This window comes from Burkholderia sp. CpTa8-5 (assembly GCF_017815045.1).
Taxonomy (GTDB): Bacteria; Pseudomonadota; Gammaproteobacteria; order Burkholderiales; family Burkholderiaceae; genus Burkholderia; species Burkholderia sola.
In genome coordinates this window covers 69,649-94,020 of sequence record NZ_JAGIQD010000005.1, presented here as the reverse complement: position 1 = coordinate 94,020, position 24,372 = coordinate 69,649, and the positions used below count along the sequence as shown (strand labels likewise).

General features: G+C 67.2%; 22 protein-coding genes and 1 pseudogene. 12 read left to right on the top strand and 11 right to left on the bottom strand.

The genetic code is table 11. The features are described from left to right. The first annotated feature begins 40 nt into the window (after window positions 1–40). Both J8I35_RS10260 and J8I35_RS10255 read left to right on the top strand, forming a co-directional pair. The gene (locus tag J8I35_RS10260) at window positions 41–1,396 is read left to right on the top strand and encodes an aspartate aminotransferase family protein (RefSeq protein WP_175976165.1); all 1,356 of its coding nucleotides are present in this window, start codon (window positions 41–43) and stop codon (window positions 1,394–1,396) included. Window positions 1,397–1,445: 49 nt separating this feature from the next. Continuing rightward, window positions 1,446–2,963 (top strand): CoA-acylating methylmalonate-semialdehyde dehydrogenase, encoded by a 1,518-nt coding sequence (locus J8I35_RS10255; protein ID WP_209925237.1) that lies wholly within the window; start codon window positions 1,446–1,448, stop codon window positions 2,961–2,963. Window positions 2,964–3,091: 128 nt separating this feature from the next. Here J8I35_RS10255 and J8I35_RS10250 read toward each other — a convergent pair whose 3' ends face one another. Next, on the bottom strand, window positions 3,092–3,466 hold the full coding sequence (locus tag J8I35_RS10250; protein WP_050010995.1) for a hypothetical protein: 375 nt from the start codon (window positions 3,464–3,466) through the stop codon (window positions 3,092–3,094). 406 nt (window positions 3,467–3,872) lie between these two features. Between J8I35_RS10250 and J8I35_RS10245 the strand changes: the two genes are divergently transcribed. Beyond that, a complete protein-coding gene (locus tag J8I35_RS10245) occupies window positions 3,873–4,250 on the top strand; it encodes a nuclear transport factor 2 family protein (RefSeq protein WP_050010996.1) in 378 nt (125 codons plus the stop codon). A 97-nt stretch (window positions 4,251–4,347) separates the two neighbouring features. Here J8I35_RS10245 and J8I35_RS10240 read toward each other — a convergent pair whose 3' ends face one another. Then, the gene (locus J8I35_RS10240; protein ID WP_050010997.1) at window positions 4,348–5,151 is read right to left on the bottom strand and encodes a helix-turn-helix transcriptional regulator; all 804 of its coding nucleotides are present in this window, start codon (window positions 5,149–5,151) and stop codon (window positions 4,348–4,350) included. A gap of 132 nt (window positions 5,152–5,283) precedes the next feature. On the opposite strand from J8I35_RS10240, the gene J8I35_RS10235 reads away from it, so the two are divergent. Both J8I35_RS10235 and J8I35_RS10230 read left to right on the top strand, forming a co-directional pair. Then, window positions 5,284–6,690, top strand: a complete 1,407-nt coding sequence (locus J8I35_RS10235) for an APC family permease (RefSeq protein ID WP_209925235.1) — start codon at window positions 5,284–5,286, stop codon at window positions 6,688–6,690. Between the two features lie 64 nt (window positions 6,691–6,754). Then, window positions 6,755–7,864 carry a P1 family peptidase gene (locus tag J8I35_RS10230; RefSeq protein WP_209925233.1) on the top strand — a complete coding sequence of 370 codons (1,110 nt, stop codon included), beginning with the start codon at window positions 6,755–6,757 and terminating at the stop codon, window positions 7,862–7,864. A gap of 168 nt (window positions 7,865–8,032) precedes the next feature. Here the strand turns inward: J8I35_RS10230 and J8I35_RS10225 are convergent, their stop codons facing one another. Then, on the bottom strand, window positions 8,033–8,245 hold the full coding sequence (locus J8I35_RS10225) for a hypothetical protein (RefSeq protein ID WP_012338215.1): 213 nt from the start codon (window positions 8,243–8,245) through the stop codon (window positions 8,033–8,035). 136 nt (window positions 8,246–8,381) lie between these two features. Further along, window positions 8,382–10,565 (bottom strand): FUSC family protein, encoded by a 2,184-nt coding sequence (locus J8I35_RS10220; protein ID WP_209925232.1) that lies wholly within the window; start codon window positions 10,563–10,565, stop codon window positions 8,382–8,384. Between the two features lie 198 nt (window positions 10,566–10,763). Between J8I35_RS10220 and J8I35_RS10215 the strand changes: the two genes are divergently transcribed. Beyond that, window positions 10,764–11,711 (top strand): LysR family transcriptional regulator, encoded by a 948-nt coding sequence (locus J8I35_RS10215; RefSeq protein ID WP_050011002.1) that lies wholly within the window; start codon window positions 10,764–10,766, stop codon window positions 11,709–11,711. Window positions 11,712–11,821: 110 nt separating this feature from the next. Here J8I35_RS10215 and J8I35_RS10210 read toward each other — a convergent pair whose 3' ends face one another. Together J8I35_RS10210 and J8I35_RS10205 are read right to left on the bottom strand one after the other, a co-directional pair. Continuing rightward, window positions 11,822–12,124, bottom strand: a complete 303-nt coding sequence (locus J8I35_RS10210; RefSeq protein WP_050011003.1) for a DUF4148 domain-containing protein — start codon at window positions 12,122–12,124, stop codon at window positions 11,822–11,824. 213 nt (window positions 12,125–12,337) lie between these two features. Next, a complete protein-coding gene (locus J8I35_RS10205) occupies window positions 12,338–13,480 on the bottom strand; it encodes a porin (RefSeq protein WP_209925230.1) in 1,143 nt (380 codons plus the stop codon). 335 nt (window positions 13,481–13,815) lie between these two features. Here J8I35_RS10205 and codA point away from each other — a divergent pair, with 335 nt between their 5' ends. From codA to J8I35_RS10180, 5 genes and pseudogenes are all read left to right on the top strand, one after another. After that, a complete protein-coding gene (gene codA / locus J8I35_RS10200; protein WP_050011005.1) occupies window positions 13,816–15,057 on the top strand; it encodes a cytosine deaminase in 1,242 nt (413 codons plus the stop codon). Between the two features lie 164 nt (window positions 15,058–15,221). Further along, a complete protein-coding gene (locus J8I35_RS10195; protein ID WP_209925228.1) occupies window positions 15,222–16,556 on the top strand; it encodes a chloride channel protein in 1,335 nt (444 codons plus the stop codon). Between the two features lie 255 nt (window positions 16,557–16,811). After that, on the top strand, window positions 16,812–17,123 hold the full coding sequence (locus J8I35_RS10190) for a helix-turn-helix transcriptional regulator (RefSeq protein WP_332371493.1): 312 nt from the start codon (window positions 16,812–16,814) through the stop codon (window positions 17,121–17,123). Next, complete coding sequence (locus tag J8I35_RS10185) at window positions 17,120–18,379, top strand: type II toxin-antitoxin system HipA family toxin (RefSeq protein ID WP_209925226.1); 1,260 nt, start codon at window positions 17,120–17,122, stop codon at window positions 18,377–18,379. The genes J8I35_RS10190 and J8I35_RS10185 overlap by 4 nt, the downstream gene beginning before the upstream one ends. 115 nt (window positions 18,380–18,494) lie before the next feature. Then, window positions 18,495–18,641: pseudogene (locus J8I35_RS10180) on the top strand (TIGR00366 family protein); the annotation flags it as partial. A 14-nt stretch (window positions 18,642–18,655) separates the two neighbouring features. On the opposite strand, the gene J8I35_RS10175 reads toward J8I35_RS10180, so the two are convergent. The 4 genes from J8I35_RS10175 to J8I35_RS10160 all read right to left on the bottom strand — a co-directional run bounded on the left by J8I35_RS10175 (window position 18,656) and on the right by J8I35_RS10160 (window position 22,766). Then, entirely contained in the window at window positions 18,656–19,984 is a 1,329-nt protein-coding gene (locus tag J8I35_RS10175; RefSeq protein WP_209925224.1) for an MFS transporter, read from the bottom strand. 223 nt (window positions 19,985–20,207) lie between these two features. Beyond that, on the bottom strand, window positions 20,208–21,140 hold the full coding sequence (locus J8I35_RS10170) for a 3-keto-5-aminohexanoate cleavage protein (protein WP_124630254.1): 933 nt from the start codon (window positions 21,138–21,140) through the stop codon (window positions 20,208–20,210). Between the two features lie 35 nt (window positions 21,141–21,175). Continuing rightward, window positions 21,176–21,982: an SDR family oxidoreductase gene (locus J8I35_RS10165; protein ID WP_124554243.1), complete on the bottom strand. Its 807-nt coding sequence runs from the start codon at window positions 21,980–21,982 to the stop codon at window positions 21,176–21,178. A gap of 73 nt (window positions 21,983–22,055) precedes the next feature. Next, a complete protein-coding gene (locus J8I35_RS10160) occupies window positions 22,056–22,766 on the bottom strand; it encodes a GntR family transcriptional regulator (protein WP_209925222.1) in 711 nt (236 codons plus the stop codon). A 287-nt stretch (window positions 22,767–23,053) separates the two neighbouring features. Here J8I35_RS10160 and J8I35_RS10155 point away from each other — a divergent pair, with 287 nt between their 5' ends. After that, a complete protein-coding gene (locus J8I35_RS10155) occupies window positions 23,054–23,506 on the top strand; it encodes a type VI secretion system amidase immunity protein Tai4 (RefSeq protein WP_209925451.1) in 453 nt (150 codons plus the stop codon). A 54-nt stretch (window positions 23,507–23,560) separates the two neighbouring features. On the opposite strand, the gene J8I35_RS10150 is transcribed toward J8I35_RS10155, so the two are convergent. Further along, window positions 23,561–24,352, bottom strand: coding sequence for an IclR family transcriptional regulator (locus tag J8I35_RS10150; protein WP_175977248.1), 792 nt, complete (start codon window positions 24,350–24,352; stop codon window positions 23,561–23,563). Between the last annotated feature and the right edge of the window lie 20 nt (window positions 24,353–24,372).

Genomic DNA, 24,372 nt, shown 5'->3' with positions numbered 1-24,372 from the left:
ATATCAATACGAGAAGGAGGGGCGCGCCGCGCCGACCGACATGACCGACATCACCACCGCGCAGCACGACGACACGAACCTCCGCACCGACGCCGCCTGGCTCGACGCGCACTGGATGCCGTTCACCGCCAACCGCCAGTTCAAGGCCGATCCGCGGCTGATCGTATCGGGCAAGGGTGCGTATTACACCGACGGCGAAGGCCGCAAGATCTTCGACGGCCTGTCGGGCCTCTGGTGCACGGGCCTCGGTCACGGCCGCACGGAAATCGTCGAAGCGGTGAGCCGCCAGGTCGCGCAGCTCGACTACGCGCCGGCCTTCCAGTTCGGCCATCCGAAATCGTTCGAGCTCGCCAACAAGATCAAGGAGCTGACGCCGGCCGGCCTCGACTACGTGTTCTTCACGGGGTCGGGCTCGGAGGCGGCCGACACGTCGCTGAAGCTGGCCCGTGCGTACTGGCGCGCGAAGGGCAAGGGCACGAAGACGCGCCTGATCGGCCGCGAGAAGGGTTATCACGGCGTGAACTTCGGCGGTATCTCGGTCGGCGGGATCGGGCCGAACCGCAAGCTGTTCGGCCAGGGCCTCGACGCCGATTTCCTGCCGCATACGCAACTGGCCGAGAACAAGTTCTCGCGCGGGATGCCCGAACACGGCGCCGAGTTGGCCGACCGCCTGCTCGAGTTGATCGCGCTGCACGACGCGTCGAACATCGCGGCCGTGATCGTCGAACCGTTCTCCGGTTCGGCGGGCGTGGTCGTGCCGCCGAAGGGCTATCTGAAGCGCCTGCGCGACATTTGTACCGCGCACGACATCCTGCTGATCTTCGACGAGGTCATCACGGGCTTCGGCCGGGCAGGCGCGATGACGGGCGCCGATGCCTTCGGCGTGGTGCCGGACATCATGAACTTCGCGAAGCAGGTGACGAACGGCGTGCAGCCGCTCGGCGGCGTGATCGCGACGAAGGAAATCTACGACACGTTCATGGCCGCGGGCGGTCCCGAGTACATGCTCGAATTCCCGCACGGCTACACGTATTCGGCGCACCCGGTCGCGTGCGCGGCCGGCGTCGCGGCGCTCGACCTGCTGGTGAAGGAAGACGCGGTGGCCCGCGTGCGCGATCTCGCGCCGCATTTCGAGGCGGCCGTGCACGGGCTGAAGGGCCAGCGTCATATCACGGACATCCGCAACTACGGGCTGGCCGCCGGCCTGACGATCGCCGCGCTGCCCGGCGAACCGGCACGGCGCCCGTACGAGATCGCGATGCGCTGCTGGGCGAAGGGCTTCTACGTGCGCTACGGCGGCGACACGATCCAGCTCGCGCCGCCGTTCATCGCCGAGAAGCGCGAGATCGACAATCTCGTGAACGCGCTGTCCGACGCACTGAACGAAGTGGACTGAGCCACGGCTCGCTCGCAGCGACAACCGAATCCACCAAAGAGCCAGACACATGAAACACGACAGCAATGTGACCTCCACCGTCGGCCACCTGATCGACGGCAAGCGCGTCGACGGCGGCAGCCGGGTCCAGCCGGTGTTCGACCCGGCCACCGGCGAATCGCACAAGAGCGTCGCGCTCGCCGACAAGCTGACCGTCGAAGCCGCGATCGCGTCCGCGCAGGCCGCGTTCCCGGCATGGCGCAACACGCCGCCGCTGAAGCGCGCCCGCGTGATGAGCCGCTTCAAGACGCTGCTCGAGGAGCACGCGGAAGAGCTGTGCGCGCTGATCACGGCCGAGCACGGCAAGGTGCTCGCCGACGCGATGGGCGAACTGCAGCGCGGGATCGAGAACGTCGAATACGCGTCCTATGTGCCCGAACTGCTGAAGGGCGAGCACAGCAAGAACGTCGGCCCCGCGATCGATTCGTGGAGCGAGTTCCAGGCGCTCGGTGTGGCCGCCGGCATCACGCCGTTCAACTTCCCGGTGATGGTGCCGCTGTGGATGTGGCCGATGGCCGTCGCGTGCGGCAACACGTTCGTGCTGAAGCCGTCCGAGCGTACGCCGTCGTCGACGCTGCGCATGGCCGAGCTCGCACTCGAAGCCGGCCTGCCGCCGGGCGTGCTGAACGTCGTGAACGGCGACAAGGAAGCGGTCGACACGATCCTGACCGATCCGCGCGTGAAGGCCGTGAGTTTCGTCGGCTCGACGCCGATCGCCGAAACGATCTATTCGACCGGCTGCGCGCACGGCAAGCGCGTGCAGGCGCTCGGCGGCGCGAAGAACTTCGCGGTCGTGATGCCGGATGCCGATATCCCCAACGCGGTGAACGCGCTGATGGGCGCCGCGTACGGCTCGTGCGGCGAGCGCTGCATGGCGATTCCGCTCGTCGTCGCGATCGGCGACGAAACGGGCGACCAGGTCGTCGCGGGGCTGAAGGCCGAGATCGAGAAGATGAAGGTCGGCCCGGGCAACGGCGCAGGCGTCGACATGGGCCCGCTCGTCACGCAGCAGCATTTCGAGAAGGTGACGGGTTTCGTCGAAGCGGGCGTGGCAGCGGGCGCGACGCTCGTCGTCGACGGCCGCGGCGTGAAGGTCGACGGCCACGACGGCGGCTACTACCTCGGCCCGTGCCTGTTCGACAACGTGAAACCCGGCATGCCGATCTATCAGCACGAGATCTTCGGGCCGGTGCTCGGCGTGATCCGCGTGAAGTCGCTCGACGACGCGATGGCGCTGATCGACGCGCACGAATATGGCAACGGCACGTGCCTGTTTACGCGCGACGGCGAGGCCGCGCGCTACTTCAGCGACAACATCCAGATCGGCATGGTCGGCATCAACGTGCCGCTGCCGGTGCCGGTCGCGTATCACTCGTTCGGCGGCTGGAAGCGTTCGCTGTTCGGCGATCTGCACGCGTACGGTCCGGATGCGGTGCGGTTCTACACGAAGCGCAAGACGATCACGCAGCGCTGGCCGTCGGCCGGCGTGCGCGAAGGGACCGTGTTCAGCTTCCCGTCGAACCGCTGAGTTGACGCGCGCGCCGGCCGCATGCAGCCGGCGCGACGTGCAAAGCCGCAAAAGCCCGCCCCGATCGACGATCGGCGGCGGGCTTTTTCACGTCCCGGCGAAACGCGCGGAACGCGGCGCAAGCCGGCTCAAGGCGCGACCACGTGCCACACGTTCTTGAAGTTGTCGCCGTTGCGTTCGCCCTGTTTCATGTCCTTCGAGTAGAAGTACAGCGGCTTGCCCTTGTATGCCCATTGCGGGCTGCCGTCGTCGCGCTTGACGATCGTGTAGGGGCCGACCGGTACGTCGGTCGCGCTGGCCTTGTACGGCGGCCAGAGGGTTTCGCATGGGCCCGAACAGGCGCTGGTGCCGGCGTTGGGCTTGTCCTTGTCGAACGAGTAGACGGTCATCCCGTTCGCGGCGACGAGTGCGCCGTTTTCTTCCTTCGTGATGGAACCCTGGGCCGTGGCCGAAGCTGACGCAATGGCGAGCAGGGCGGAGCTGACGAGCAGCGCGGCTTTCATGAGTGCCTCCTGATAATCCGGTGGGCGGCCGCGATTGCGTGCACGGGCGAGCGTGCGCCGGAATCGCGATGAATGGTGCCGGAGCACGGCGCCGTCGCTGCCGGCCCGCGCGAGCCGCGGCGGGGCGAATGGCGGCGAACGGAGCGCCTTATTCACGATAGGCGGTTTTTGGCGGTGCTGCGAGAAGATGGGGGGGCATATCGGCGGCACGCACGCGGCGCGCAACGGCGCGACGATCGTCGTCGTGCCCGGGTATTCGGCATCCGTCCCCGAGCCCGCGCCGGGGGTGCGTTGCGGCGGCAACGACCCCGATACGGGTTTGCTTGGATGACATCGCGCGCATTCCGCCGGAATATCTTCGTCAGCGCGAGCCGGGCTCGCGCCGATCCTTCCGGGAGGGACGACGATGCTTCAGGATCCAGGCGATGTTGCGCGCGCCAGCTATCGCGCGTATGTCGACAAGGACCGCGACGCGATCGAAGCGCTGATCGCGCCGGATTTCCATTTCACGAGCCCGCTCGACAACCGGCTCGATCGCGATGCGTATCTCGCACGTTGCTGGCCGAACAGCGCGATACTCGCCGCTTTCGAGTTCGTCGACGTCGCTGTGCACGGCGAATACGTGTACGTCGTGTACGAAGCCGTGACGACCGCCGACAGGCGGTTCCGCAATGCCGAACGGTTGCGCGTGCGCGATGGCCGGCTTGTCGAGGCCGAGGTGTATTTCGGCTGGTATGTGCCGCACCCGGCACCCGATGGCGGGTTCGTCGAATCGGGCAGGTGAATGCAATCGCGCGGCGCGAAGCTGACGTTTCGCCGTCGCGAGGCGCCCGCGCAGGGCGGCCCGCCGGGGCGTCGCCGGTTGACGGCGTGCGCGCCGCTCAACCGGCTGCATCGTCTTCCCCCAGCGCCCGAATGAACCGCGAAAACAGCTCAGGCTGCGACGAGATTCCAAGCTTCGCGTAAAGGTGCCGCCGATGCACCTTCACCGTCTCCGGTGAAATCGCGAGCCGCTCCGCGATCGCCTTCGACGAATTGCCGCGCAGCACCATTCTTGCGATCGCCATCTCGCGATCGGTCAGCACGCCCGCGCCGAAGCGCGCGAGCGCCTGCTCGACGCGCGCACCGAGGTCCGCGTCGGGCGTGGCGCGCGCGGCATCGCCCACCAGCCGCCAATGCTGCCGGATGACCGCGAGCACCCACGGCATCGCGGCCGTCAGCTTGCCGAGCGGCTCGACGTCGAAGCGCGTCGACGCACCGAGCGACAGCGACAGCAGCGTGTCGGCGTTCGGTCGCACGAGAATCTGGATCTCGTCGTCGCCGACCGCGTCGCGGAAATAGCTCAGGAAATATTCGCTCTGCCGGAACAGGTCGGGTGCGACTTCCTCGAGCCGGTAGCAGCCGTCGGCGAGCCCGTCGTGCGCGGCCTGCAGGAACGGATCGAGCAGATATAACCCGTTCAGGTAAAGCGGCACCGGCGACGCGGTGTCGGCGCCGCCCGTGTCGTATTCGTCGAGCACGAGCGGCACGCCGTCGCGGCCGATCGCGGTCGCGAGCGCGTTGTCGAACGGCGCCATTTCGTTGAGCAGCAGCACGAGGAACCGCCAGAAGCGCGGCTGGCCGAGATGATCGATTGCGCGGCCGAGCGCCTGGTGCATCGCGATTTCGGAAAAGAGACGATCCATACCACCACCGGAAGGGCGTAACACGAAGGGGGAATAGCGGTCCTGAAATTGGCTTCCTAGACTGCCACGCAATCAATCGGGCCCGAGTATGGGTGTTCAAAAAAAGGCGGCAAAGGAACAAAGGAGCACGAAATGGCGATGATGTCGGAATCGACGGGCACGCTGCAAGCGGCCTCTGCAACGGAAGACGCGCCGCGCGCGCTGTCGCAGACGCTCAGCGTGCGCGACGCTGTGATGATCACCGTATCGGGCGTGACCCCGGCCAGCTCGATCTTCGTGATCGCGCCGTTCGCGATCCAGCAGGCCGGCAGCGGCGCGGTGCTGTCGTTCGTGCTCGGCGGCGTGCTCGCGCTGGCGTTCGCGCTCTGCTATGCGGAACTCAGCGCCGCGCACCGCAGCGCGGGCGGCGAATACGTGATGGCCAAGCGCGTGTTCGGCACGCTGCCCGGCTACCTGACCTTCATCACGGTGCTGTCCGTCAGCGTGTTCATCCCGGCCGTGCTCGCGAGCGGCGCCGCGCCGTACCTGAACAGCGCGCTCGGCACGCACTTCGGCAATCAGTCGGTCGCGCTGACGATCGTGCTGCTCAGCTATCTGCTCGGCATGCTGAACATCAAGACGAATGCGTGGATCACCGGCGCGTTCCTGGTCGTCGAAATCGGCGTGCTGATGCTGATCGCCGGGCTCGGCTTCGGGTCGCCGCATCGCGGCGCCGACGTCCTGATCGCACCGGTCGTCGCGAGCGGCAATGCGCTCGTGCCGGCCACGCTCGCGGCCATCGTGCCGGCGATCGGCACCGCGATCTTCTGCTACAACGGTTTCGGCTCGGCCGCCTATCTCGCGGAGGACTTGCGCGGCGGCAACCGCAACGTCGCGAAGGCGGTGATCTATTCGCTGCTCGTGATCCTCGTCGTCGAACTGGTGCCGCTCACCGCGATCGTGCTCGGCGCGCCTTCGCTGACGGAACTGACGAAGAGCGCCGATCCGATCGGCTATGTCGTGCGCTCGCTGAGCAATCCGGCCGTGTCGCGCGTGGTCAGCGGCGGGATCTTCCTGTCGGTGTTCAACGCGATCATCGCGATCGTGATCGCGATGGGCCGCCTGCTGTACAGCAGCGGCCGGCATGCGCTGTGGTCGCGCACCTGCAACCGCGCGTTCTCGACGATCCATCCGCGCCTCGAATCGCCGTGGCTCGCGACGATCGCGCTCGCGATACCGTCGGCCGGGCTCGTGTTCGTGTCGAGCCTCGATGAACTGACCGCATTCACGGTCGACCTGTTGCTGCTGATCTACCTCGTCGTGGGGCTGGCCGCGCTCGCGAGCCGGTTCGTGCGCCGCGACGTCGAGCATCATTACCGGATGCCGCTGTGGCCCGTGACGCCGCTCGTCGCGGTGGCGGGCGCCGCGTATACGCTTTACACGACGCTGGCGACGGCGACGAAGCCGACCGACCTGATCATCATCGCGGGGCTGCTGGTCGCGGCGCTCGTGATGTACGTCGTATGGGCGCGCCACAGCACGGCATTCCGCGCGCTCTGAGCATCGGCTCGACTCCGTGCATCACCGATACACCGAATCATCGAAAGACAGGAGGAATTGCATCATGCGCACGAGGGATCTCGGCATCCGCATCGGACTCGGCACGCCGGGCCGCTTCAACGCGATCACGGACGTGCCGGGCGTGCGGGTCGGACATTGCACGCTGAACGTCGAGAACGGCGACGCATCGATCCGCACCGGCGTCACCGTCATCGAGCCGCGCGCGGGTGCCGCGCACGATTCGCCGTGCTTCGCGGGCGTGCACGTGCTGAACGGCAACGGCGACGCGACCGGGATCGAATGGATTCGCGAAGCCGGCCTGCTGACCACGCCGATCGCCTATACGAACACGCACAGCGTCGGCGCGGTGCGCGACGCGCTGGTCGCGAACGAACGCGAAGCGGCGGCCGGCCGCGTGTACTGGTGCATGCCGGTCGTGATGGAGACCTACGACGGACTGCTGAACGACATCTGGGGGCAGCACGTGAACGCCGCGCACGTGCAGCGCGCGCTGGCAGCCGCGCAGTCGGGGCCGGTCGCCGAAGGCGGCGTGGGCGGCGGCACGGGCATGATCTGCCACGAGTTCAAGGGCGGCATCGGCACCGCGTCGCGCGTGCTGGCGAGCGATGCGGGCGGCTGGACCGTCGGCGCGCTCGTGCAGGCGAACTACGGCGTGCGCGAGATGCTGCGCGTGGCCGGCTACCCGGTCGGCGAAGTGCTGCGGCACGTGCATTCGCCGTTTCGCGAAGCCGACGCGAAAGGCGAGGCCGGCATGGGTTCGATCGTCGTCACGATCGCGACCGACGCACCGTTGCTGCCGCATCAATGCACGCGTCTCGCGCAGCGCGCGAGTGTCGGGCTCGCCCGCGTCGGCGGCGGCACCGAGGATTCGAGCGGCGACATCTTCCTCGCGTTCGCGACCGGCAACGCCGGCTTGCCGGCGGTGAACTACGGCAGCAAGGGCACGCCGACCACCGACGTGCGGATGGTCAACAACGACCATATCTCCGCGCTGTTCGTCGCGGCGGCGGAAGCGGTGGAGGAAGCGATCGTGAATGCGCTGGTTGCGGGCGGCGACGTCGCGTCGCGCGGGGTGCGGGTCGAAGGGCTCGGGCCGGCGCGCTTGCTGGATGCGTTGCGCGAAGTAGGCTGGCGGCCGGGGCGCGGCGCCTGAAACGGCACGCGCCGCTTCAATCGAAGCGGCGTGGTGTAGGACGGCGATGCGGCGATCGGCCGGGCCGCGATCGACCGGGCCGCGATCGGCCGGACCACCGTCCGTCCGCGCACGTCATGCATGCGGTGCATGCGATGCGGGTCTGGCCGTGACGACGCGGCGTCATGCTCAGCTGCCGAAGTAGATGTTGCAGAAGCTGACGGGGCCGACGCACGCGTTCGGGTCTTCCTGCTTCGATTGCGCACGATCGACGCGGCCGGCGGCCTGGATCGCCTCGGCGCGGTTCGCCTGTTGCGGTGCGGCGTCTGCCGGCGCCGGCTGCGCGTGAGCGACGGCAGCGGTGAGCGACAGGGCAACGAGGGCGAGGTGCAGCGGCTTCATTTTGTTTCTCCTGGGTGAGTGCCAGTCTCGCTGGCAGTGAGGAAACTATAGGCTCGCACTGCTTAAAGATTAATCACCGCGCCTGTAGAGCTTATTTCCATCCGGAACAAGGATCCCGTTGCGCGCGCATCGATCTTCAATGGCGGTGCCGGTTGAACGGCGCGTCCTTGTCGAGCAGCGCGCTGCGCATGAAGTGCAGGCAGCCGACGATCCGCTGCATGTTGCGACGCGCGTCGGGCACCGCGTACCACGCCTGCAGCGCGTGCTGCGCCGCGCGGATCGCGAGATTCACGGATTTCAGCGTGCGCGCATGGCGGGCGGGCGTCGGATCGTCGAAGAAGCGTGGCAGTTCGAGCAGCACCGCCTCGATCGAACCGGTCCAGCGCAGCGTCTGCGGCGGTCTCGCCGCGCAGAACATGTGCAGCTCGTCGCGCAGGTCGATGACCGCGTGGCCGATCTCGAGCGTCGACAGCATCCAGCGCAGTGCATCGCGATGCTGCCGCGTGCGGCGCACCAGCAGCGTACGCAGTTGCGCCATCAGGTCGTGCGTGCTCGACTGGAAGCGTTGCGCGAGGCCGTCCGGCGCGCCTTCGCACGCAAGCGTCACCTGGCGGCGCAAGTCGTGCGCGATCCGGCCGGTGAGCCAGGGCATGTGCGTCGGGAACACGACGGCGAACACGAGCGAGCACGCCAGCATCGCGACGACGACCGCCAGCCCGTTGTTGATCAGCACTTCGGGCGTATACGCGATGGTGTTGTCGGGGCCCGCGAGCAGGCAGAAGAACACCGCGAAGCCGATCCCGTAGCCGGACAGGCCCGGCCGCATCGCGAGAAACGCGCCGAGGCCGAGCACCGGCGCGAGCGCCGCGCACAGCAGCGGAAAGCCGTCGATGTTCGGATAGACGTAGCAGAGGAACAGGTAGCCGACGGCGGTCGCGAACGCCGCGCCGACGCCCATCTGCGCGACGAACTTCGGCGCGCGCGGCGACGTCGAGCTGAGCGCGCACGCGATCGCGGTGGCGATCACCGCGAGCGAGCCGCTCGGCCATTCGGACGCGATCCAGAACGCGCTCATCGCGCCGACGGCAACCACCGTGCGCAGGAACGCGAAGCCGACGAAGAACGCATTGGTTTTCACCGCGTAATGCGTGACCGAGCGCTCGAACGCGTGATCGTCCTGGTCGAGCGACGCATAGGTGTCGACGTAGCCGAGATATTCGCCGATGAACCGGTACAGCAGTTCGATCGCCGTATCGAAGTCGAGCAGGCCGCCGGCCGCGTGCTCCTCGATGGCTCGCCGCGATGCGCGCGCGGCCTTCGGCAATGCACCGTGGAAGCGGCGCAGTTCGAGCAGCGCGCCGGTGGCCGGCGCGATGCCGCGCTGGCGTTCGTCGCGCAACGCGGCGAAGCGCAGTGCGAGCGCGTCGACGTGCGGCGCCAGCGCGTCGAGCACCGCGTCCGACCGATTCGCACGCAGCCGCTTGACGAGTTGGTGCAGCGCATGCAGCCGCGTACATGCGTTCATGAACTCGCTGTTCAGCCGCGCGAGCCGGCGGCTGCGCGCGCGAATGTGCGGATCCTCGAACGACGCGAATGCACGGTTCGCTTCGAAGCCGACGATGTCGTCGACGAAATCGGCGAAGCGCCGCTCGAAATCGCCGCGCGCGACGTCGCCCGACAGCGCGCCGGCCGTGAACGCCGCGAACGTCGCGTGGCGTGCGCTCAACGAGCGCATCAGCGCCTTCGCGGAACTCAACGGCAGGATCAGCGCGCTGACCGCGCCCGAGCACGCGATGCCGAGCGCGACTTCCGCGGCGCGCGTGAGCGCGGACTGGAACAGCGTCTGCGGCGTCATCACGGCCGGCAGGCCGATCAGCGCGGCCGTGTAGCCGGCGAGCACGAAGCCGTACCAGCGGAAGTGGCGGTTGCGCACCGCGAGCGCGATGCAGCCGCCGATCCACAGCGTGATACCGGCCATGTACAGCTCGGGCTGCTGCGCGAACAGCCCGCCGAGCGCGAGCGCGCCGACGAGGCCTGCCGCCGTGCCGAGCACGCGGTAGAAGCTCTTCGCGAACACCATCCCCGACAGCGGCTGCATCAGCACGAACACGGTGGTCATCGCGGTGCGCGGCTGCGACATCTCGAGACGCATCGCGATGCCCATCGCCAGCAGCGCCGCGAGCACGGTTTTCGCGAGGTGCAGCCAGATCAGCCCGTCGGTCACGGCCCAGTCGCGCGCCGCGTTGCCGAGCGGATCGAGCCATCGCCTCCATCGTGCCGGTTCGATGGAAGGTCGCGCGATCGCAGGTGGTGGCTTCATGAAAAGGGGCCCAAGGCCGCCCGCGCGAGGTGCCGCGGCGCGTCCGAACGGGTCCGTTCGACTGGTGAGGCGCCGATTGTAGGAGCGCGGCGCCTGTGCATTAACGCAGTTGCCGGGAAACGATAGTTGCAGCCCGAGTAACAATCTGTCGCATCCAGTGGAGGAAAATGGCGGCTCCGCTACAGGTCGCTCACAGGAATGGATACCCTACAAAACATGCGGGTGTTTACGCGCGTCGTCGAGACGGGCAGCTTCACCGCCGCCGCGCAATCGCTGAATTCGACGACGGGCGCGATGTCGCGTGCGGTGTCGGAGCTCGAGGCGCGTTTGCGCACCCGTCTGATGAATCGCTCGACGCGCCGTCTCGCGCTCACGTCGGCCGGCGAAAGCTATCTGCGGCGCTGCCGCCAGATCCTCGCCGACGTCGACCGCGCGGAAGAAGAGGCGAGCTGCGCGCACGAGCGCCCGGCCGGCGTGCTGCGCATGCACAGCTTCGCGAGCGTCGGTCATCACTATGTATTGCCCACGCTGACGCGCTATCACGCGCAATTCCCGGACGTGTCGATCGAACTGTCGCTGTCGCAGCGCATGCCCGACCTGTTCGACGGCACGAGCGACACGGCCGTCGTCACCGCGTCGTCGCTGCCCGATTCGGAACTCGTGTCGCACCTGCTCGGCTCGACGTTCAGCATTCTGTGCGCATCGCCCGACTACGTGAAACGGCACGGCGTGCCGGCCCGCCCGCAGGATCTCGCCGCGCATGCGTGCCTGACGCTGTGTACGCCGGCGTTTCCGACGCACGAATGGGTGCTCGAAGGACCCGAAGGCGTCGAGCAGATTCATGTCGCCGGGCCCGTGCAGACCAATACCGCCGAATCGCTCGCGCTTGCGATCCGCGACGGCATCGGGATCGGCATGCTGCCGCTGTATTCGGCGATCGACGCGCTGCGCGACGGCTCGCTCGTCCGCGTGCTGCCCGCGCATATCCTGCAGAAGATGAACGTGTATGCGCTGTACCCGTCACGCCGCTTCGTCGATGCGAAGGTGCGGACCTGGGTCGAGATGCTGCGTGCACAGGTGCCGACGATGATCGCGCGCGACGTCGAGATGCTGAACGCGATCGATCGCGAACCGCAGGCCGCCTGAGCGCAAGCCGCCTTGACCCCGCGCGCGCATCGGCGCGCGGCGGGTTGCTTCATGCCCATGCCGGAACCGCGTCGCTCGCCATCCATGCTGGATGCGAGCGACGCGCGCCGTCACAGCGCGGGCTTGGCCGCCGCGCCCGATTCGGTTGCCGGCTCGCCGGTCGGGCCGTAGGCGGCCCGCGCCGCTTTCCGTTCGGCGAGACGCTTCGCCTGCAGTCGTTCCTGCGCCGCGAGAATGTCGTCCGGATAGTTGCCGATTTCCCCGCGCGCCGGGTTGTAGCCGACCGATTCGAGGTCGATCAGCTCCTGCAGCACCTGCGCGCGCGTGACGGGCGACTTCGCCTGCTGGGCGAACGACAGGGCCGGTGCGACAAGCAGGACGGCAGCGGCGGCGGTAACGACGAGCGATTTCACGAGGTTCTCCTGAATAAGGGGGGGGTGGCCGGATCGACACGCTGCGCGCGGCGCCGACCTTGGACGTCAGTCTACGGAGCGAGTCCGCGTGCAAACACCCCGATTCCAGGAGGGCTGCGTTCCAGAAGGAACAACATTGGCGGCGTCGCCCGCGGCTACTGAACCCGTGTGTGCACACGGCTCCTGCAGGCGGACGACGTCGCGCGATGCCGGTCAGAACCGCGTGCGCATGCCGATCGTGCCGACCACCTGGTTCGCCGTGCTCGATGCGCCGCCCGACGTGTTGATGAACGCCTGGTAGCCGCGGCCCGACGCATGCTGGAACATCGCTTCCGCGTACAGGTCGGTACGGCGCGACAGCTTGTACACGGCCTGCAGGTTGGCCTGATGCCACTTCGGATCGCTGCCGTGCTTGCTGTCGGGATTCGACACGCTGGCGTCCGTGTACACATAGGCCGCGCCGACGCTGACGGCCGGCGTCACCGCATAGCGCACGTTCACGTCGTAGTTGTTGAACGCGATCTGGCCGCTGGAGCCGAACGCGCCCGTGTTGTCGTACTGCGAGCGCGTGTAGACGAAGCCGACGGTCGCCGGGCCGAACACGTAGCTGACGCCGCCGCCGTAGCTGCGCATGCGGTCCGAGCCGATCGACCAGCCGCCCTGGTTCAGGCTTTTCGCTTCGGCCGAATCGGTCGCGCCTGGGCTCGCGCTCGTCGAGCCCTTCGTGCCGTTCATCTGCAGGTACGCGCCGGCCAGCTTCAGCGGGCCGTTCGTGTAGCTCGCTGCCACGCTGTACGCGCGGTTCGCGCTGAAGTTCGCCGAGTTGGAGAACGCGTACAGCGCGCCGACCTTGAAGCCCGCGATCGTATCGCTCGTGTACTTGACCGCGTTGTTGATACGCAGCGAGTGGTTCAGGTTGTCGTTGTCGAACGGATGCGCGAAGCCCGTATCGCCGAAATCGCCGGACGTCGCGGACAGCGGCGCGACGAAGTCGACCATCGTGTCGTACTGGCGGCCGAGCGTCAGCGTGCCGTAGCCGGCCTGGCTGAGGCCGACATATGCGTGCCGGCCGAACAGCTTGCCGTCCTGGCCGAGCCCGCCGTTGTTCGCATTGAAGCCGTTCTCGAGCACGAACAGCGCCTTCAGGCCGCCGCCGAGATCCTCGGTGCCGCGCAGGCCGAAGCGGCTGCCGTTGATCGTGCCGGTCGCCATGCGCCACTGCGACGCACCGTTCACGTTGTTGGTATAGGCGATGCCGGCGTCGATCAGGCCGTACAGCGTGACCGAGCTTTGCGCGTGGGCGAGCGGCGCGAACAGGGCGGCGGCGCACGCGCCGGCGATCAGGTTTTTTTTCAAGGTGAAGCTCCTGCGTGTGGGACGGGAAACCAAAGTTCGGCGCAAGTATAGGAATGCGCGGCGCGCGCAAGGGCCGGGCGGCCGCGAGCGCACTGTTCCGGATCCTGCAAGAGTCGTTCACAAAACCGACACGACGCGATGCGCCCGCGCCGGCCGGCGGTTCTTGCGCGACGGCAGGCCCGCGGCTGCTGTCCGGCCCGGCCCGGCTGTCGTGTCGATGCAACATGCACGGTACGTGCGCGCATCGCTGCTTTTCCTCCATACTGGTTGCCCGGACCACACGGCCGCCGACTCGGATCGCGCGGCCGTGTCAATGCATACGACAAGAGGCCCCCATGAACCTGTTCAACGTACGCCTGCGCGGCCGCGACGGCCTGTTCACGATCGGCGTCGATGCCGGCAAGATCGCGCGGATCGATGCGCAAACCGCACCGATCGCGTCGACGAACCCCGACCATATCGATGGCGGCGGCCGGCTCGCGATTGCGCCGCTCGTCGAACCGCATATCCACCTCGATGCGGTGCTGACGGCCGGCGAACCCGCGTGGAACATGAGCGGCACGCTGTTCGAGGGCATCGAGCGCTGGGCCGAGCGCAAGGCGACGATCACGCACGAGGACACGAAAGCACGCGCGCATGCGGCGATCGGCATGCTGCGCGACCACGGGATCCAGCACGTGCGCACGCACGTCGACGTGACCGATCCGACGTTGGCCGCGCTGAAGGCGATGCTCGAAGTGAAGGACGAGGCGCGCGGCCTGATCGACCTGCAGATCGTCGCGTTCCCGCAGGAGGGCATCGAATCGTTCGACGGCGGCCGCGCGTTGATGGAGCAGGCGATCGAACTCGGCGCGGACGTCGTCGGCGGGATTCCGCATTTCGAGAACACACGGGAGCAGGGCGTCAGCTCGATCCGCTTCCTGATGGATCTCGCGGAACGCACGGGCTGCCTCGTCGACGTGCACTGCGACGAGACCGACGATCCGCATTCGCGCTTTCTCGAAGTGCTCGCGGAAGAGGCGCGCGTGCGCGGCATGGGGGCGCGCGTCACCGCGAGCCACACGACCGCGATGGGTTCGTACGACAATGCGTACTGCTCGAAGCTGTTCCGGCTGCTGAAGCGGGCGGGACTGAACTTCATCTCGTGCCCGACCGAGAGCATCCATCTGCAAGGGCGCTTCGACACGTTTCCGAAGCGGCGCGGCGTCACGCGCGTCGCGGAACTCGACCGTGCCGGGATCAACGTGTGCTTCGGGCAGGATTCGATCAAGGACCCGTGGTATCCGCTCGGCAACGGCAACATCCTGCGCGTGCTCGACGCGGGCCTTCATATCTGCCACATGATGGGTTACCAGGACCTGCAGCGCTGCCTGGACTTCGTGACCGACCACAGCGCGACGACGATGCATCTCGGCGATGGCTACGGCATCGCGGTCGGGCGGCCGGCCAATCTCGTCGTCCTCGACGCGGACAGCGACTACGAAGCCGTACGCCGGCAGGCGAAGGCCACGCTGTCGATGCGCCACGGGAAGGTCATCATGCGGCGCGAACCGGAGCGCGTGACGTATCCGGATTGACGGGAAGGCGGGCGAGCGCGGCTCGCCGGCTTTGAGTATTCATGGAATGCATCAGTCGATTCGAAAAATACGTTTGTCTCATGAGAGGCGCGGGCCTACGATTCGGTCCTGACGACGGCGTGCCACGTGCGCGCCGTCCTTTTTCCTCTTCGTTCGCCGATCCCATGCGCCTCGATCTTCCGTCCGCTCCCGCTGCTGCTTCGCCGACCGCCAGCCCGTTCGCGCGCATGGCCGTCGTCACGGTCCTGACCGGCATCGGCGCAGGCCTCGGCGGCATGCTGCTCGCGCTGCTGCTGCATGCGATCCAGCACGTCGCGTACGGCTACAGCATTGCGCACGTGATCGGGTCCGAGAGCTTCCTCGCTGGCGTGACCGCGGCCGAGCCGCTGCGCCGGGTCGCGGTGCTGGCCGTCTGCGGGATCGTCGCCGGCGGCGGCTGGTGGGCGCTTTACCGGTATGGCCGGCCGCTCGTCAGCATCCGTCGGGCGGTGCGTGCGGCCGATCCGCGGATGCCGTTCGTCAGCACGACGGTTCACGCGCTGTTGCAGATCGTGACCGTCGCGCTCGGCTCGCCGCTCGGCCGCGAAGTCGCGCCGCGCGAGATCGGTTCGCTGCTCGCCGGGCGGTTTGCCCATGCGGCGCGGCTCACGCCCGACGACTGCCGGCTGATGGTCGCGTGCGGCGCCGGCGCGGGGCTCGCGGCCGTCTACAACGTGCCGCTCGGCGGCGCGATCTTCGTGCTCGAGGTGCTGCTCGGCACGTTCGACATGCGCGCGCTGATCGTGGCGGTCGTGACGTCCGCGATCGCGGCGATCGTCGCGTGGCTCGGTCTCGGCAACGAACACCAGTACACCGTGCCGGCGTTCGTGCTGAGCACGCCGCTCGTCGCATGGTCGATCGTCTGCGGGCCGCTGTTCGGTTTCGCCGCGTACGGTTTCGTGCGGCTCACGAGCCGCGCGCGCGCGAACGCGCCGAAGGACTGGCGGCTGCCGGTGTTCGCGCTGCTCAATTTCGCGGTGATCGGCGTGCTCGCGATGGGGTTTCCGCAACTGCTCGGCAACGGCAAGGGCCCGGCGGCGCTGGGTTTCGACGGCACGCTGACGATCGGCTTCGCCGCGACGCTGCTCGTGCTGAAGGTACTGATCGAGGCCGGCAGCCTGCGGGCCGGCGCGGAAGGCGGGCTGCTGACGCCGGGTCTCGCGAACGGCGCGTTGCTCGGCGTCGTGCTCGGCGGATTGTGGAGCGCCGTGTGGCCGGGCGCATCGCTCGGCGGATGCGCGCTGATCGGTGCGACCGCGTTTCTCGCCGCGTCGATGCAGATGCCGATCACGGCCGTCGTGTTGATGCTCGAATTCACGCGTGCGAATCACGACAGCCTCGTGCCGATGTTGCTGGCCGTGGCGGGTTCGCTTGTCGCGTATCGGCTTGCGCAGAAGCTGGCGGAGCGGCGAGCGACTGCGATCGCGGCCGTCGGCACGCCGGAGGCGGTTGCTCGCTAGCGGGCTCACGCCAGGGCTCGAGTACGCATCGATGAGCGCGGCGATCCATCCACGACGTGGCGTATCTGGAGGGCGACGGGTGGGTACGGGAAGCGCATGCATCGCTGACGCATCACTTCCGTTTCAGAGGGGATTATCCGGGAAATTCTCCCCATAAGATACAACATCAGGGAATTATACTTTCTAAGTACATCCCTTCTGTAACTCTGTGATATTGTGAGTTACGAGAGATATCACGCCGGAAGCCCCCCTATGTTGGAATTAAGTTTTCGCAAGCCCAATGAAATCGTCACGCTGCTTTGCGCCAGGCTTCGCACGGAGCGGCTGGCGTTGCAACTGACGCAGAGCGACGTAGCCGCGCGTGCCGGCGTGGGTTCCAATACCGTGTCCAATCTGGAAGCCGGACGCAATGTGAGCCTCGAGACGGTAGTTCGTGTAGCCATGGTCCTGGGACGAAGCAAGGAACTCGAAGGACTGTTCCTGCCGAAGCTCGATAGCCTGGAAGACGTTCATCGGTATGAAAAAAGTGCCAAACGTCAGCGCGTCAAGAGGGGCAACCAGAAATGATCGAGCGAATCGATGTCTACTATGACGGCTGGGGGGAGCACTGGCTGTGGGGATCGATGGTTTCTACGACGGCGATCACGGGGCGCCCGTTGATCGTATTCGAATATAGCGATGACGCGCGCAAGAGGGGGCTGGAACTGTCGTCTTATGCGCTCCCATTGCATGGGGCGAGGCTGCGCAAGGACTTTCCGTCCCACCAGTTGGGATTGCCCGGCCCAGTCTATGACGCGCTGCCCGACGGATGGGGCATGTTGCTCATGGACCGCTGGTTCAAACGCCGCGGTCTCAACGCGGCACGCATCGGGCCGCTGGAGCGGTTGGCTCACATTGGCAACCACGCAATGGGCGCCCTGTCGTTCGAGCCGGTCGCGCTCGAGATCCAGGCACCGCAGCCGGATATTCCTCTCGACCGGCTCGCGGCCGAGGTACAGGAAGTCCTCAATGGTGAGGGCGGCGAATTCCTTCATCAACTGCTGCAGGTGGGCGGCTCTCCGCAAGGTGCCAGGCCGAAGGCCCTGGTCTATCGTGATCCGCAGTCCGGCGGTTTTACCACGGCCGCGGTGGCGGGTTTCGAAGCATGGTTGGTCAAGTTCCCGGCCCGGCAAGAGCATCCCGAGGTGTGCGCGATCGAAATGGTCTACGCCGAGTGCTTGCGCATGTGCGGCATCGAGACCCCGGACACGCTGCATTTCGATTTGCCTGACGGGATGGCCGCATTTGCGTCCAGGCGTTTCGATCGACGGGACGGTCTGCGCGTGCCCATGCAAAGCGTTGCCGCCTTTACCGGTGCCGATTACACAACGCCGGGTGCGCTGGACTACGTGAACTTCTTGCGCGCGACTCACATGTGCACCAACGACGTACGCGAGAAGGCGCGGGCGTTGGAACGGGCTGTCTTCAATGTCGCGTTCAACAATCGCGACGATCATCCGAAAAACTTCGCATACGTCATGTCGCGATCCGGCCAGTGGAAACTCGCGCCGGCCTACGACGTGACATTCTGCGAGGGACCGGGCGGTTACCACCAAATGGACGTCATGGGCGAGGCGCTGCGGGTCGACCGGGTGGCATTGGTCGGACTGGCAAAGGAAGCGGAGCTTTCCGCAGCGGCTGCCGGCGACATGATCGACGCAATGTGCGGAGTGGCCAGCCAGTTCTCGGCCATTGCGAAGCGCCGCTACGAGGGGATCATCACAGAAGACACGCTGACGGACATTCAGCGTCGAATCGACGAGAACGTTGCGCTGCTGCGCTAGGGCGTGAACATGCCCTCGGGGGGCAGGGGTTGCCGAAAGAGAAGCGGCGAGACGGGCGTTCGTCGGCTCACGGTCTCGCACATGCATGATGGGGATCGGCTCTTGGCAGCGGGGCGCCATCGCGGGGCTCGCCGTGCGCGACATCATAGGATATTGCGTGACGACGCTGCTGTTCGCGGGCGTTGTGTTCGTCGCGCGAATGTACCTGTTCCGACGGCGTGAGGCGCGAGGGGCGGGGGGAACCCGCCTCCCGCCAGCTTGATTCCAGCCGGGCCTTCAGCCGCGCGACCGCACGTCGGCGCGCTCGTGCCCGTGACGCAACGCGAGGCTCGCGAACGCCGCGACGACGAGCGCGGCCGCGAGCAGCGTCAGCCCGTTCTTCGCATTGCCGGTCGTCTGTTCGATCGCGCCGACGACGGTCGGCCCGACGAAGCCGCCGAGCAAACCGCAGGTATTCACGAGCCCGAGCCCGCCGGCCAGCGCACTGCCCGCGAGCCGCGACGCCGGAAACGTGAACACGATCGACTGCACGACGAAGAACATCGACGCGGCCACGCACACGCAGAGCAGCCCCGCCAACGGCGATGCATGCGCGGCGCCGACCATCCCGGCCGCCATGATCACCAGCCCCGCACACAGCATCCGCCGCGAATGACGCGATTCGCGGGCGAAGCGCGGCAACGTGCCTGCGCCGAGCGCGGCGGCGAGCCAGGGCAGCGACGTCAGCAACCCGACCGCGACCGGCGACAGGCGCCCCGACGCGCCGATGATCCCCGGCAGGAAGAAGATCACCGTGTAGATGGTCAACTGATGGCAGAAGTACACGAAGATCGCGAGCCAGATCTGCGGATCGCGCAGTGCGGCGCCGAACGCATGGCCGCCGTGCGCGGCGACGCCTGCGTCCTGCTCGACGGCCAGCTTGCGCTCGAGCGCGCGGCCGGTTTCCGCGGAGAGCCACGGCGCGGCGCTCGGCCGATCCGGCAATCGCGTCCACACGACGAACGCGAGCAGGATCGCCGGAATGCCTTCGACGACGAACAGCCATTGCCAGCCGTGGAAGCCGAGCGTGCCGTCGAGCTCGATCAGCGCGCCGGCCAGCGGCCCGCCGACGATATTCGCGATGCACACGCCGAGCAGGAAATAGCCGGTCGCACGCGCACGCTCCTCGCGGCCGAACCAGTACGTCAGATACAGCATCACGCCGGGAAACAGGCCGGCTTCGGCCACGCCGAGCAGCAGCCGCATCACGTAGAACGACGTCTCGCCGCTCACGAACGCCATCGCGACCGACAGCGCGCCCCACGTGATCATGATCCGCGTGATCCAGAAGCGCGCGCCGACGCGATGCATGATCAGGTTGCTCGGAATCTCGAAGAGCGCGTAGGTGAGAAAGAACAGCCCCGCGCCGAGCCCGTACGCGGCCGATGAAATGCCGAGATCGACGCCCATCGAATGTTTGGCGAACGCGATGTTGGTGCGGTCGAGAAAACTGATCACATACGCGGCGATCAGCAGCGGCATGAGTTTGCGGAACAGCAGCCGGTTCAGCGACGCGTTCGCGTCGGTCGCGGCGGACGACAAGGCCTGAGCGTGATGAGTGGACATGCGGACGACTCCGGTAAGGGGCGAACCGGCGCGCACGGCAAGCACGGCGCGCCGCGTTCGGCAAATGCCGCTGCGGCAAGGCAGCGGATGGGCAGTCGACGGAGCCGCGCCGGCGGCGCTCGAACGGAGCGGGGCGATCAAGGGCGTCCTGGCGCCGGCCGGCTCGGGCCGGCGCCTTGTCACTGCGCTTGCGGATGCTCGTGTTGAGGGCGGGACCCGGCGATCAGAAATTCACCGCGTCGCCGCCCTTGAGCGCGAGCATCGCGCGCGCCTCGGCCGGCGTCGCGATCTCGAGCGACAGGCCTTCGAGCACCTGACGCATTTTCAGGACTTGCGCGGCGCTCGATTCCGCGAGCTTGCCGGGCGCGATCCACAACGAATCCTCGAGCCCGACGCGCACGTTCGCGCCTTGCGCGGCGCCGATCGTCGCGAGCGGAATCTGGTTGCGCCCGGCGCCGAGGATCGACCACACGTAATCGCCGCCGAACAGGCGGTCGGCCGTGCGGCGCATGTGCATCAGGTCCTCCGGATGCGCGCCGATCCCGCCGAGCAGGCCGAACACGCTTTGCACGAAAAACGGCGGCTTCGCGAGCCCGCGGTCGACGAAGTGCGCGAGGTTGTACAAGTGCGAGATGTCGTAACACTCGAATTCGAACCGCGTGCCGTTCGCGCCGCAGCGCGTGAGGATCGTCTCGATGTCCGCGAACGTGTTCTTGAACACGAGATCGCGGCTTTTCTCGAGATGTTCGCGCTCCCACGGATGCTTCAGCTCGGTAAAGCGCTCGAGCATCGGATACAGCCCGAAGTTCATCGAGCCCATGTTCAGCGACGCGACCTCGGGCTGGAAATGCAGCGCCGGCTGCAGCCGTTCGTCGACCGTCATGTGCGGGCTGCCGCCCGACGTGAGGTTGATCACCGCGTCGGTCTGCGCCTTGATGCGCGGCAGGAACTCGGCGAACGCGGACGGATCCTGCGTCGGTTTGCCGTCGGACGGGTTGCGTGCGTGCAGATGCAGGATCGCCGCGCCGGCCTGCGCGGCCGCGACCGCGGCCGTTTCGATTTCGTGCGGCGTCACGGGCAGATACGGCGACATCGACGGCGTATGGATCGCGCCGGTCGGCGCACAGGTGATGATGACTTTGCGAGCGTTGGCCACGGATGGATTCCTTTCGATGAACGATGCAGGACGCGTCAGAGCACTTCGACGTTGCCGCAGACGGAGATCGCCTGCCCGGTGATCCCGTGCCCGCCCGGCGAGCACAGGAACAGCGCGGTCGCGGCGATTTCGGACGGATCGGTCATGCGCCGCAGCGAGATCTTCTCGAGATAGCGCTTTTCCATTTCGTCGTAGCCGATGCCGAGCTGCTGCGCGCGCGCGTCGATCACGCGGCGCATCCGCGGACCGCGCACGATGCCGGGCTGGATCGCGTTCACGCGGATGCCGAGCGGCCCCAGTTCGATCGCGAGGCTTTTCACGAGGCCGACCACCGCCCATTTGGTCGCCGCATACGGCGTGCGGAACGCGTAGCCGAGCCGGCCGGCGACCGACGACAGCGCGATGATCGCGCCACCGTGTTTCGATTCGCGCAGCAGCGGCACCGCGCGGCGCGCGAACTGGAATTGCGCGTTCAGGTTGATCGCGACGGTCTGCTCCCACTGCACGGGGTCGATTTCGTCGATGCCGCCGGTCGGGCCGGCGATGCCCGCGTTGTTGACCAGCACGTCGAGGCCGCCGAGCCGCGTCGACACGTCGGCGAACACGCGCTCGACGGCGGCCGGGTCGGATACGTCGGCCAGCGTCGCGCTGATCGCGCCGGCCGCGGCGTGCGGCGGCCGGTCGGCGAGCGCCGCGATCGCGGCTTGCGACGCGTCGCACACGTGCACGCGCGCGCCGCATTCGGCGAACGCGTCGGCGATTTCGAGACCGATGCCCGACGCGCCGCCCGTCACGAGGACGCGCAGGCCGTCATAGGGTTTCAGCAGGTCGGAAGCTGTCATGCCGGGTTGTCTCCATCGTTGATGTCGTGGGATGGCGGCCGCTCGCGTGTCGGGCGGCCGTCGCAAGCGGCCGCTACGGCTTCGCGTTCACGGTCCGCGGCGTCTGTTCGGCCCGCAGCGTCTCGGCGAGATCGTGCGCGGCGCCGCCGATGTCGAGCGCGATGCCGGCCCGCACGCCCGCGCCGTCGCGACGTTCAAGCGCATCGACGATCGCGCGGTGCGCATCCATCGAGCGCCGCATGTGCGGGATGTCGAGCGCGACCATGTTGAGGAACGGGCCGACGCGCATCCACTGGTTCTCGACGATCGCGAGCGTGTTTTCGCTGGCGCCATGCGCGTAGATCGCGCTGTGGAACGCGAAATTGCTTTGCAGGTAGGCGCGCGAGCGGCCGGCCTCGACGTGTGCCTGCATCGTCTCGCAGGTCTTGCGCACGGCCGCGATCTGCGCGTCGGTCATCCGCTCGCACGCACGCTCGGCGATGCAGCCTTCGAGCGCGATCCGCACGTCGCGCAGTTCGTCGAGCATGTCGAGCGTCATCGGCGGGACGACGAGCGCGCGATTCGGGCCGTCTACCAGCGCGCGTTCGGCGCGCAGCCGCGTGAGCGCGGCGCGCACGGGCATCGTCGACGAGCCGACCGCCTCGGCCACGCTGCGCAGGCTCAGCGCCTGGCCGGGCGCGAAGCGGCCGCTCATCAGTGCTTCGCGCAGTTGCTGGTAGACCTTGTCGGCCATCGTTTCCTGTTCGATGGCTTTCAGTGCGGGCGGGACGATACGGGGCGGCAAGGCGTGGCTCCTGGGTTTGATCTGCGATCTGTGATCACACAGGCGATGTGCGAAGTTTTGTCGATCGGCGGAGCCGAGTCAAGGCGAACAGGATCGGGGAAAACCAGGGGATGGACGAAGAGGCTGTCGGCGACAGTCGGCAATACTTTTCCGCGTCGGGGTTGGATCCGATCATCGCGGCACGACTGCGGATGGCGATGGAGGCGACTATCCAGGGGCGCGGCCAAGTTACTTCAACGAACCGGGTGCGCGGTATCGTACCGATCGCGCAAATTTTGGAGCCTGTCATGAGGCGAATCTGGATCGCTGCCGCGTTGGCGTGCATCGCGTTTCAACCGGCGATGGTCGTGGCGAAGGACGTCGCACAGCAGTCGCCTGAAGCAGGCTCACGGACTTACCTCCAGAACTTCAAGGACATGGTGCTTGCGGAGTGCCTGGCTACCGCTTATAAGCACGAGCCCGGCGCGAGCACGGACATCGGCAGCAGCGCCAGCGCGTTGCGCGACTGGACCTACTACGACATGGAGCATGCGCCGGACGTGATTCACGCGCTGGTCGCGAAGTATCTGGCGCGCGACTATCGGAATCCGATTGTCGAATCCGAAGTCCGGGATGTGAAGTTCGACTTCCTGAAGTGCATCGATCTGTATCACGGCAAGGCACTGGACGCTGCGGCGAAGCAATTCGTATCGCGCCCGAACCGTACCTACCGGGTCGAGCATCCGCCGAAGCCGCAGTAGCGATCGAACGTCGTTGCGCGATGCAACGGCGCGCCGTATGCCATTTCGCCGCCGCTATTCAAGCGTCCGAATCGAATTGCTGATTCCGCGCGCACAGTCGATCACCGCCGGCGCGAGCTTGCGACGCGCGTCGTCGAACGTCCAGCGGCTTGTCGGCGCGACCACGTGCACGGCCGCGACCGGCTGCCCCTGGCTGCCGAGCACAGGCGCCGCGATCGACATGTCGCCGATGAACAGTTCTTCCTGGTTGGTCGCATAACCTTCGCGCCGTGCGCTGTCGAGCAGCGCGACGAGATCGTCGAGCGCCGTGACCGTGCGCGGCGTATGCGGCGTGCGCGCCATGCCGTCGAGCCGCACACGCGCATCGTCCGGCGGCAACGCGCTCAGGAACGCGCGCCCGGAGCCGGTGCAGTACATCGGGATACGGCTGCCGATCGGCATGTGGATCGGCACGAACTTCGTCGACACGAAGCGCGCGACGTACACCATTTCATCCTCGTCCGGCTCGGTGAGGTTGGTGGTTTCGCCGGTCAGGTTCGTGAGCTCGGACAGGAACGGATTCGCGACGTCGATCAACGTATCGGCCGCCAGATAGTTGAAGCCGATCCGCATCACGTGCGGCGTGAGCTGGTAGCGCCGCGTGACCGGATGCTTGCGGATGTAGCCGAGCTTCTCGAGCGTATAGACCATCCGCTGCGCGGAGCTTTTCGTCATCCCCGCCGCGTCGGCCACTTCCGCCAGCGTCATCGTGCGCCGCTTCGCGCTGAACGCACGCAGCACGTTCAGCCCTTTTTCCAGCGACTGGTTGAACAGCAGATCGTTTGCTTGGTCGGGTGACGTATCCATGGCGAGGGGCGGGATCGATT